A 662-nucleotide genomic window follows, 5' to 3' on the forward strand; every position below is an offset into this window, starting at 1 on the left:
AACATACTCACTAAGGCACTACTTCCTAATCATGTACCACAAATCGCGTAACACAGTGTCCTGTAAGTCGCTTGATGACAATGGGATCGGTTTCGTCGTCATCATAGCGCTTTACCTTGTAGTGATAATCCAGTTCAATTTCCTTGCCAAGGTATCGTTTATAATTGGCTGTACGATAACAGTGCCGATGAAATCCACTCCCTTTTGGCGATTGATGAAAAACCGTGTCACCTATCTGATAGATATACCCTACGCCGCGACCAACCTCTTCTAACAGCGTCAGCTTTCCTCGCAAGGTTGTCACCACCTCTGAGTAGCGCGTTTCAATCTCAATTTCTCTTGCATCATCCTCAAAACCAAAGATAGAGAACCCACAATAGCCTAACCAGATGGCTTTTACCCACCACTTAATTGAGGACATGGCAAGCATAATCACAGTCCCCACTGCCAAACAAAAAATGAAAAAATAAAGGCTCAAGAAAGGCATATCCTGAGGATATTGATAAACAATGGTCATGGTCTTAACGGCTTATTTTCCTATGCGATGTAGTACGCCGCCCATATCCTGTCTAGTAGGGTGGCGTCTAATCGGTGTTAATTTACAATGGTCGGCAGGTTTAGCAACCGCCCTTTAACTACATCAAATCTATCACCATAGGTAT

Annotated in this window: 1 protein-coding gene; it reads right to left on the reverse strand. The window is 43.4% G+C overall.

The genetic code is table 11. The features are described from left to right. Positions 1-25: 25 nt before the first annotated feature. Positions 26-430, reverse strand: a complete 405-nt coding sequence (locus tag C2M32_RS16580) for a hypothetical protein (RefSeq protein ID WP_158678255.1) — start codon at positions 428-430, stop codon at positions 26-28. Positions 431-662: the final 232 nt, after the last annotated feature.

Origin of the sequence: Pseudoalteromonas sp. T1lg23B (assembly GCF_002964665.1) — a bacterium.
Lineage (GTDB): Bacteria > Pseudomonadota > Gammaproteobacteria > Enterobacterales > Alteromonadaceae > Pseudoalteromonas.